The organism is Thomasclavelia saccharogumia DSM 17460, from assembly GCF_000686665.1.
Taxonomy (GTDB): domain Bacteria; phylum Bacillota_I; class Bacilli_A; order Erysipelotrichales; family Coprobacillaceae; genus Thomasclavelia; species Thomasclavelia saccharogumia.
Map to the genome: position 1 here is coordinate 1 of NZ_JMLH01000091.1, position 9,301 is coordinate 9,301.

A 9,301-nucleotide genomic window follows, 5' to 3' on the forward strand; every position below is an offset into this window, starting at 1 on the left:
ATTAAGAGCACGAGATACATCACTCAATAAAATACTTTGACCTCTAGAAAGACCAAACATCATATCCATTACAAATTTACATTCAGGCTTAGAAAGACCAGAAGCAAGTTTATCTGAAAAAATAACAATTTCTCTTTTGGTTTCATATAAATCTGTGGTAAAATAGTTCATGGAAAATCCCTCCTAAATTTTGTTTATCTGGTTAAATAAATTATAACATTTTCGAGGCTGATTTTCCTTATAAAACAAGCAAGAACAGGCAAGTTGTGAATGACTTTCTACCTGTTCTTTATTTTTTATCGAAACTCAAACAAAGTCTCTATAAACTAAATTCTATCCTTATTTAAAATCTAATAGTACCCTTTAAACATATTACGATACATGATCAAATTAGTCGATATATGCAGCCATAGCACTCTTATAATTCCATAACCCTTTGGCCTACAAGCTACAACCATCGCATAATTTAATTTAAATTTACGAGCATAATGATCAGCTTTGCGTAAATGCCAGCTATTAGTAATGACTAAACAGCTATTAAAATTTTTTTCTTTCATTATTTCACTAGCATACATTAAATTATGATATGTGCATTTAGCTTTTGACTCTTTAATAATTGCGTTTTTATCAACTCCTAATTTAAAAGCATATTTTTCCATTACATCTGCTTCTTTGTACCGATTTTGGACGTCAGCTCCCGAAAAGATAATGTATTTGATTTTCCCCTGCCGATATAATTCAACTGCTTTTTCAACTCTTGACTTCATTATCAATGACGGTTTGCCATCTTGATTTGCGGGAAAACCACAAACAATTGCACAATCGTATTTTGATTGCTTTTGTTTTTTTAACGGCTTTTTAAACATAAGTAAAAATAGTCCTATATTAATAAACCCAAAACAAAAAATCACTTTTTTAAACATTATTCTACTTCCTCCTTATATTTCCCTGGAAATATTACAAAAAGGGAATCAATGTCCCTTTTTCTTAGCCTTACGTTTTTCTTGTTTTAATTGAAACAAATAATCTTTCTTATCTCTCTTCAATTTCTTTTTACTAACTCTACTTTCATTCTTATTTTGCTCATATTGCATCTTTAAAGCCTGCATTGACTTTGTCCCAATAGCAAGATCAGAACTTTGCTTTTTGATTATTCTTAACATCCGTTTAGGATTTTTCGGTCTAGACTTTACTTTCAACTGACAAACCGCTTTAAAAGATAAATTTTGACTGTGATATAAAATATAATTATAGACTTCACCATCTTTAGGTTCATTACCAAAAACAACTCTTTCAACAAACCTTTCACAATCACCATTTAAATAAAAAACCCCGATCCAAAACGGATCTTCAAAAAACACATCTAATTCCATAAAGCTTCCTCCTTAAAATAATATCAAAGAAAGGACAACCTAAGGAGGCAGGTTACTGACAACTTACAGCTGCGTCTGGACTACCAACCAGACTGTGTTTTTATCTTTGTAATTTTATTGTACTAAACTACTTTCCAATAGTACAGTTTTTTATTATTTTTAAAACCCTTTTTATAAAATTTCAGCATCTTGTAAAATATAATGACTTTAAAAATAATATCTTATTCAAATTCCTGCTCTATGATAATTAAAGAAAATCGTCAAGTTTAATGAAGATACGATCTTGAAAGACATGTATTACAAACCGAATTTAAACAAAACAGGAAATGTATATAAAAGATATTATTGAAATCCACCACCAAACGAGTGATAAAAATTAAATATCATCATTAAATAAAAAATAGATGATTTAAAAAGAACAGATAAGTAAATTCTGTTCTTTTTGATTAAATCAAAAATTATTTTTCAAGTTTATTTAAAAGATAACATCCACTATATAAAATCAACCAAACAATTCCTACAAATAATAAATTAATACTTACCTCATTATTAAGATAAAAATAAATTTTTAATTGATCATACAAATTCATCAAAAGCACTAAAAAAACGATAATGATGATCATAACCGGTAATTTTATTTTGCCATCATTCTTTTTCAACATTCTAAATGCTTTTTTATCAAAAATCTTAAACCCCTCTAACAACAAATATATTATTAAAATAAATATCATTAAAACTAGATCTGTTGGACAAAAAATTAAATTCAATCCCAATTTTCCTTCCACTACTTGTGCAAAATATAAAATGAAAACAACTCCAGGATAAAAAATATATGTAAACAGCCTAAAATATTCTTTTATTTTTTCCATCTTTCCTCCACTAAAAATCAGGGATTAGTGACCCTGATTAGTTCGATGTTCTTTAATTATTTTTGCAATTTTTTCTTTTGCTTCAATAATATCATCATTTTCAACAACATACTTATACTCATCTTTAGTAGCAATTTCTTTTCTTGCCTTAGCTAAACGCTGCTGAACGATTTCTTCTTCTTCTGTTCTTCGCCCCCGGATCCTTCTTTCAAGTTCTTCCATACTTGGTGGTACAATAAAAATCGTCGTAGCATCAGGACATCTTTCCATAACTTGAAGAGCTCCCTGGACTTCAATTTCTAACACTACATTTTTTCCTTTACTTAACAGCTGATCAACATAATCTTTAGGAGTTCCATAATAATTTCCTACAAACTGTGCCCATTCTAATAATTTCCCTTCACTAACTTTCTTTTTAAACTCTTCTTCTTCTACAAAAAAATAATCTATTCCATCTCTTTCATTGGGACGTGGTTTACGAGTTGTCATCGAGATCGAATATGCCAAATTCAAACTATCATCTTTAAATAATTCTTCTCTTACTGTTCCTTTACCTACTCCACTTGGACCACTAAGAATTATTAACATTCCTTTTTGCACTTATTAACACCCCTTTTTTATGATATGTTCATCATACAAAATACACCTTATAATGTCAATTGTTTTCAATCTATGTTATACTATTTTGGGTGATAAAAATGGCTTATGATGGAATAATGATGCATCAAGTAATAAACAAATTGAATAACACAATAACAGGTGGTAGAATCAATAAAATCTACCAAATTTCTAAATACGAATTATTAATACAAATAAGAAGTAATCGTAAAAATTATAAATTACTACTCTCTTGTCATCCTATGTATGCAAGAATTCAACTAACAAATTTAGATTATCCAACTCCGGAAAACCCTAATCCTTTAACAATGTTATTTAGAAAGCATCTAGAAGGCGGCTATATCAAAGAAATCAGGCAGATAGAACTCGATCGTATTTGTCATATTATTTTTGGCTGTCATAATGAATTTGGCGATTATATAGAATATCATTGTTTTATTGAAATAATGGGTAAACATTCTAATATTATTCTTTGTAATCAGGATAAAAAAATTCTTGATTGTTTAAAAAGAATTACTCCTAATATCAATAGTGAACGTTTTGTTCAGCCAGGTGCAATCTATCAACTACCCCCAGTAAATTTCAATAAACTAAATCCTTTTGATCAAGATTTCATTGAATGTAATAATTTAACTAAAGTCTATCAAGGAATTTCGCCAATTCTTTCCAAAGAAATCCTTTATCGTCATGATAATGGCGCTAGTTTTATATCAATCATGAATGAGATCAAAACCAGTGAACAACTATATATTAGTAAAACAGATCAAAAAGAATATTTTCACTTAATTCCTCTAACTCATCTACAAACTTCATTTCAAGTATACCCCTTATTTGAGGGCCTCGATCAGCATTTCAATCTAATTGATCAAAAGGAGCGAATTAAGCAGCAAACTTCTAATCTACTTAAATTCATTACAAATGAATATCAAAAGAATATCTCTAAATTAACCAAGCTGCAAACAACATTAAAAGATTCTCAAAATAGTGATGAATATCGAATTATCGGTGATTTATTATATTCTAATTTACATTTATTAAAAAAAGGAATGAAACATATTGAATTGGATAATTATTATGATAATACTAAAATCATGGTCGATTTAGATGAAAAACTTGATCCTAAAGCAAATGCTCAAAAGTATTATAATAAATATCAAAAAGCTAAAAATTCAATCAATGTTTTAAAAGAACAAATAAATATAACTCAAAAAGAAATTGAATATTTTGACAGTTTACTAACTTTAATGGATAATGCATCATACTATGATGCATTAGAAATAAAAGAAGAGTTAGAAAATTTGGGATATTTAAAAAAGAAAAAGAAACATAATACTATTCGTAAAAACAAAAAACCAGCTTTTGAAACATACTATACTAAAGATGGAATTGAAATATGTATTGGTAAAAATAATCTCCAAAATGATTATTTAACATTCAAACATGCTCATCGCTATGATACCTGGTTTCATGTCAAAGACATGCCTGGAAGTCATGTGATCGTTAAAGGTGATAAATTAGATGAATATACTATTCGTTTAGCCAGCAATATTGCTGCCTATTATTCTAAAGGTAAAAACAGCAGTAGTGTGCCGGTAAATTATACTTTAGTAAAAACCTTAAAAAAGCCTAATAAAGCTAAACCTGGACAGGTTATTTTAGATAGTTATAAAACTATTTATATTGATCCTGATGTTAATTGTTTAAATGAATTAAAGAAAAAATAGATGCTTTAGCATCTATCTTTTCTAACGATTACAACCACAACCACTTCCTGTATTATTTGTAGTGTTGTACATTCCGTTGATTACAGAATCCCCATTAGTATTATATCCGCTATTATTAAAACCAAATGTAGATGCCATATTCGCATTTGCAAATGGATTTCCAGCACTTTGAGTCATACAAGTGCGTTCATAGCGTGGATAATAACGTGGGTAATAAACGATATTATTAACATGACGGCATTCGATTGGACAAATTATAGGCTGCTCCACATATTGATTAGAGCATGTTGTACAAACTTTTCGAGGAGCTACGATTGGTATTGCACGACATCCATTCATAGAACTGTTCCATCCCCAATTGTTGCAGCTATTACAGCTGTTACATCCACATCCTGAATTACTAAACATCATTTTCACCTCCTTTAATATACTATATGTTTAATTAAATTTGGTGCTAAGGCAAATTACATAGGAAAGGATAAAATTATGAAATTAATTAAATGGAATACTGTAAAAAATATTGAAGCGTATACCGTAACTAAAAAATTAGGAGATATGTCTTTCAATAATGTCGATAAACAGTTAATATTAAATAACCGTAAAAATCTGGCTGCTCTTTTAAATACTGATCTAAACCATATGGTAGCACCTCATCAAGTACATTCTGCAAACTTTAAAGAAGTAACTATTCATGATGGCGGTAAAGGAATTTATGATCAAGAAAGTGCTTTTGACAATACTGATGCTCTTTACACTAAAGATGCTGATCTATTTTTATTATCATTTCATGCTGACTGTACCCCTGTTCTATTATATTCTCCAGAGACAAATATCATTGCCGCAATTCATTCTGGATGGTTAGGAACAACTAAACAGATCGTTTCTAAAGTTACTAGTCATTTAATCAATAATGAACATTGTAACCCGAAAACAATGCTAGCATATATCGGGCCCTGCATTTGTCAAGACTGCCTTGAAGTTATGGATAATGTTATCGATCTTGTTAAAGCGATGGATTTTGATACTACACCTTACTACCATAAAACTGATGAAACTCATTATTTAATGGACAATAAAGGTCTTAATAAAAAAATGCTCTTAAATCTCGGCTTACTTGAAGATAATATTACTGTCTCTCCATACTGTACAGTTGAAAATGACGATTTATTTTATAGTTACCGAAAAAATAAAGATAGTGGTAGAAATATTACTATTATTAAAAGATGTTCTGATAAATAACTAAAGACTCAAAAAGATGATTTAATTTTATTAATCCAATAATCTTAAATCATCTTTTTATTTTCAGATATAAACTATTTTTATTCATTAATAATTTCATGCATCACTTTAGGAATTAGATTAATTAGTTTACTAGGAATTACAGTATATGAATTATCCCCAATAATATCACCACAGCTGCCATGTAAATATGTTCCTAAAATAGCGGCATCTTTAGGTAAATATCCTTGTCCAACAAAACTCGTGATCATTCCTGCCAAGACATCACCCATTCCCGCAGTAGCCATCGCTTTATTTGCTGTAATATTACGATATACTTCATTTCCGTCTGTAATAATCGTATTTGGTCCTTTCAACACTACGATCACACCATATTCTAATGCAAACTGAGAAACTTTTTCAATCATCTCTAATTCATCATTATAAAAACATAATCGTTTAAATTCACCATGATGAGGTGTCAAAATGATTGGCATAGAACAACTTTTTAATAAATCAAGATGCTTAGAAACAATCGTCAAAGCATCCCCATCAATTACTAAGGGACATTTAACATTTTTTAATGTATCAATTACATATCGCTCGCTTTGCTCATTTAACCCCAAACCAGAGCCAATCAAAACAGCATCACGATTTTCAAAAACATTTACATCTAAAATTTCTTCTCTAAGTAACGATGTGCATTCTGGTGTAGTACTCGCAAGAGCATCGATAACTTTATCACTAGAGCAAACACAAACTACGCCACTTCCGCTAAATACTGCTGCTCGCGAAGCTAACAACGCCGCCCCACGATAATGATCACATCCTGTAATCTGCAATACTTTTCCATATACTCCCTTATGACCATAATAACTGCGCGGTTTTAAGTGATATTTGATCCATGATGGACTCACTAATTTAGCTAATTTTAATTCATGACGTAAATCTTTTACATCTAATAATTCAATTGCAATTTCACCAGTATACATATGACATTCATCATTTAAAAAGGCCTGCTTAATTGCTGTAAGAGTAACTGTTTTACTGGCACAAACTACACTACCATAAGGGATTCCGGTATCAGGATTTAATCCTGTAGGAATATCGATTGCAATAACATCAACATCATATAAATTATTAATTTCGTTAACCAATATTTTTGCGATTCCTCTAACCTCACTATTTAAGCCAAAACCAAACATTGCGTCTACTACTACATCTGCTTTTTTAGCATCTCTTACAAACAATGAAATATCCTCTTCATCCATAAAGGTTATCGGTACTTCCATTTCTTGCGCTTGATCAATATAATAATTATTCGCTCTTGATAACTTATCTGGATTTCCAAAACAATATAATTTAACATTTCTAGCTCTAAGATGTAACTTGATCCCCAAACTCAAACCATCAGCACCATTATTTCCAGGACCACAAACAATTACAATATTATCATAATTTTTACAATGGGGTAAAATAGCGTTACTAGCTTTATCAACTAGTTCTTCAATTGTATAACCAGCATCTAATAATGCTTTATCGTAAGCTTTCATTTGCCGGCTTGTTGCAACATACATATCATCACCAATACTTTCTACTAAATTTTATGTATTAATTATAAAACAAACGGACAAAAAAACCTACCCATTTATTCAAAATAAAAAGGAATCTATTAAGATTCCTCAATATATTCAATTTTTATTTTACTCTGATGGCACAAACAAAACCTGAACCTGAAACTGATGATATTTTAACTACATCACCTGTTTGAGGTGCATGGATATACTTTCCACCACCAATATAAATACCTACATGACCAGATTTCCATAAAATATCACCTGGTTCTGCAGCTGAAACACTGATTTGAGTTCCTGCACTCTTTTGAGCTGAAGATGAATGTGGTAAAGATATTCCTACTTTAGAATAACACCATTTAACAAATCCTGAACAGTCAAAAGCATTAGGTCCATCAGCTCCCCATTTATAAGGTGCTCCTAGCTTAGAGTAAGCAGCAGATACTACCCCATTTCCATAAGTGTTACTTGCCGCACTACCTGTATATACTTTATTAATTTTTACAGTTAAAGAAGCACTGCTACTATTACCTGCTTCATCACTTACAGTATATGTAGCTGTTTTATTACCAGCTTTATCAGTACTTGGTGCAGAAATTTCTACTTTAGATCTTATATCACCATCTTTAGTATCAATTGCTGAAACAAGATAAGAACTAAAGTCAACGTTATCACCAGCATTTATAACAATATTTGATTCACTTAAAGTAATTACTGGTGCTGATAAATCTTTAACAACAACATTTAACGTACTTTCAGTAGTATTTCCTGAACTGTCTTGAACAGATAATTTTAATGTTTGCACTTCATCCATTTTTAAAGTGTCGATTGACCCTTCAACATTTGGTGTTAATGCTCCATCCAAATTATCTACAACACTTACATAGTTATTTAAATCAAACGCACTACCATAATCAACAGTTACATTTTCACCTTGTAATAAATTAATTACCGGTGCTTCTAAATCACTTACTGCAAAAGTAAATGTTTTACTAGCACTATTGCCAGAACTGTCAGTGACATTCAAAGTAATATCCTGGAATCCTGGTACATCTGTATTTAGCGGCATATTTGCCTCAATAAATGGAGTTACATCACCATCAACATTATCAGTAGCTTTGACATAACTTGCAAAATCACTGCTTCCTTTTACTGGAACTTCAATAACATAACCTTTACTTGTTCCTAACATCTCAAACTTAGGTTCTTCTTTATCAACAACAGCAACTTTAATCGTTTTTAGTGCCACATTAGAACCTTGATCAGTAGCAGTAACTTCAACATCATATACACCTAACTGATTTACATTCAATGAAGACGTATCTGCTTTTACATCAATTAATTCACGACTATCTTTATTGTCGACAATATCAATACTATCTAAATCTAATTTTTCTCCGTATGGAACTTCGATTTGATTAGATCTAATTTCTGGCATTTCTTTATCAGTTGCAGCATAACCTACAAGCATAAAACTTGCAACAGCTACAATCGGAATGAACATTGCTTTACGATTAACAATGTACTCATCAAACACATTTGTTAGTTTCGTCTTAATATTTATATCCATTCGTTCCCTCCTTTCAATAATATATCCATGTCTAATTATATTACTATTTATCTCAAAAATCCACCTATGAAAGCATTTTCATTTCTGCTGTTTTCTCAAAACATAAGCCTGGCTTATGTTTTGAAGGAAAAATTTTTTTAAACTTTCTTTAGAATTTCTTAAGATTTAATATACTCCTAAATAATAATTCTTATATCCATAAAGAATTTGTTATTCAATACTTTTCAAAGACTCAACCATATCAATACGATTTAAAACTTTACGCATCACAAAATTAATAAAAGTTGTAAAAAACATCGTAATTACTATCGCATATATATAACTCATTAGATTTACACTTCTAATGAACATCGCA

The 9,301-nt window shown here is 30.2% G+C and carries 9 protein-coding genes; 2 read left to right on the forward strand and 7 right to left on the reverse strand.

Translation table 11 applies throughout. The features are described from left to right. Positions 1-350 precede the first annotated feature (350 nt). From BR82_RS0113645 to gmk, 4 genes are all read right to left on the reverse strand, one after another. A complete protein-coding gene (locus BR82_RS0113645) occupies positions 351-923 on the reverse strand; it encodes a YdcF family protein (protein ID WP_027090627.1) in 573 nt (190 codons plus the stop codon). Positions 924-971: 48 nt separating this feature from the next. Then, a complete protein-coding gene (locus tag BR82_RS0113650; protein ID WP_024721149.1) occupies positions 972-1,373 on the reverse strand; it encodes a YjdF family protein in 402 nt (133 codons plus the stop codon). Positions 1,374-1,831: 458 nt separating this feature from the next. Continuing rightward, complete coding sequence (locus tag BR82_RS0113655; RefSeq protein ID WP_027090628.1) at positions 1,832-2,242, reverse strand: hypothetical protein; 411 nt, start codon at positions 2,240-2,242, stop codon at positions 1,832-1,834. A gap of 24 nt (positions 2,243-2,266) precedes the next feature. Then, entirely contained in the window at positions 2,267-2,842 is a 576-nt protein-coding gene (gmk, locus tag BR82_RS0113660) for a guanylate kinase (RefSeq protein ID WP_027090629.1), read from the reverse strand. Between the two features lie 98 nt (positions 2,843-2,940). On the opposite strand from gmk, the gene BR82_RS0113665 reads away from it, so the two are divergent. Continuing rightward, entirely contained in the window at positions 2,941-4,584 is a 1,644-nt protein-coding gene (locus BR82_RS0113665) for an Rqc2 family fibronectin-binding protein (protein ID WP_027090630.1), read from the forward strand. Positions 4,585-4,605: 21 nt separating this feature from the next. Here BR82_RS0113665 and BR82_RS0113670 read toward each other — a convergent pair whose 3' ends face one another. Then, positions 4,606-4,992 (reverse strand): hypothetical protein, encoded by a 387-nt coding sequence (locus BR82_RS0113670; protein ID WP_027090631.1) that lies wholly within the window; start codon positions 4,990-4,992, stop codon positions 4,606-4,608. Between the two features lie 78 nt (positions 4,993-5,070). Here BR82_RS0113670 and pgeF point away from each other — a divergent pair, with 78 nt between their 5' ends. Continuing rightward, on the forward strand, positions 5,071-5,823 hold the full coding sequence (gene pgeF, locus BR82_RS0113675; RefSeq protein ID WP_027090632.1) for a peptidoglycan editing factor PgeF: 753 nt from the start codon (positions 5,071-5,073) through the stop codon (positions 5,821-5,823). Positions 5,824-5,903: 80 nt separating this feature from the next. Here the strand turns inward: pgeF and BR82_RS0113680 are convergent, their stop codons facing one another. Together BR82_RS0113680 and BR82_RS0113685 are read right to left on the reverse strand one after the other, a co-directional pair. Next, entirely contained in the window at positions 5,904-7,379 is a 1,476-nt protein-coding gene (locus BR82_RS0113680) for a bifunctional ADP-dependent NAD(P)H-hydrate dehydratase/NAD(P)H-hydrate epimerase (protein ID WP_027090633.1), read from the reverse strand. 121 nt (positions 7,380-7,500) lie between these two features. Continuing rightward, a complete protein-coding gene (locus BR82_RS0113685; protein WP_027090634.1) occupies positions 7,501-8,946 on the reverse strand; it encodes a C40 family peptidase in 1,446 nt (481 codons plus the stop codon). Between the last annotated feature and the right edge of the window lie 355 nt (positions 8,947-9,301).

Bases quoted from the DNA above. Each gene is read 5' to 3' on its own strand.
- BR82_RS0113665 (WP_027090630.1), top strand. From the start codon at position 2,941: ATGGCTTATGATGGAATAATGATGCATCAAGTAATAAACAAATTGAAT.
- BR82_RS0113645 (WP_027090627.1), bottom strand. From the start codon at position 923: ATGTTTAAAAAAGTGATTTTTTGTTTTGGGTTTATTAATATAGGACTA.
- BR82_RS0113655 (WP_027090628.1), bottom strand. From the start codon at position 2,242: ATGGAAAAAATAAAAGAATATTTTAGGCTGTTTACATATATTTTTTAT.
- BR82_RS0113680 (WP_027090633.1), bottom strand. From the start codon at position 7,379: ATGTATGTTGCAACAAGCCGGCAAATGAAAGCTTACGATAAAGCATTA.
- BR82_RS0113685 (WP_027090634.1), bottom strand. From the start codon at position 8,946: ATGGATATAAATATTAAGACGAAACTAACAAATGTGTTTGATGAGTAC.
- BR82_RS0113650 (WP_024721149.1), bottom strand. From the start codon at position 1,373: ATGGAATTAGATGTGTTTTTTGAAGATCCGTTTTGGATCGGGGTTTTT.
- BR82_RS0113670 (WP_027090631.1), bottom strand. From the start codon at position 4,992: ATGTTTAGTAATTCAGGATGTGGATGTAACAGCTGTAATAGCTGCAAC.
- pgeF (WP_027090632.1), top strand. From the start codon at position 5,071: ATGAAATTAATTAAATGGAATACTGTAAAAAATATTGAAGCGTATACC.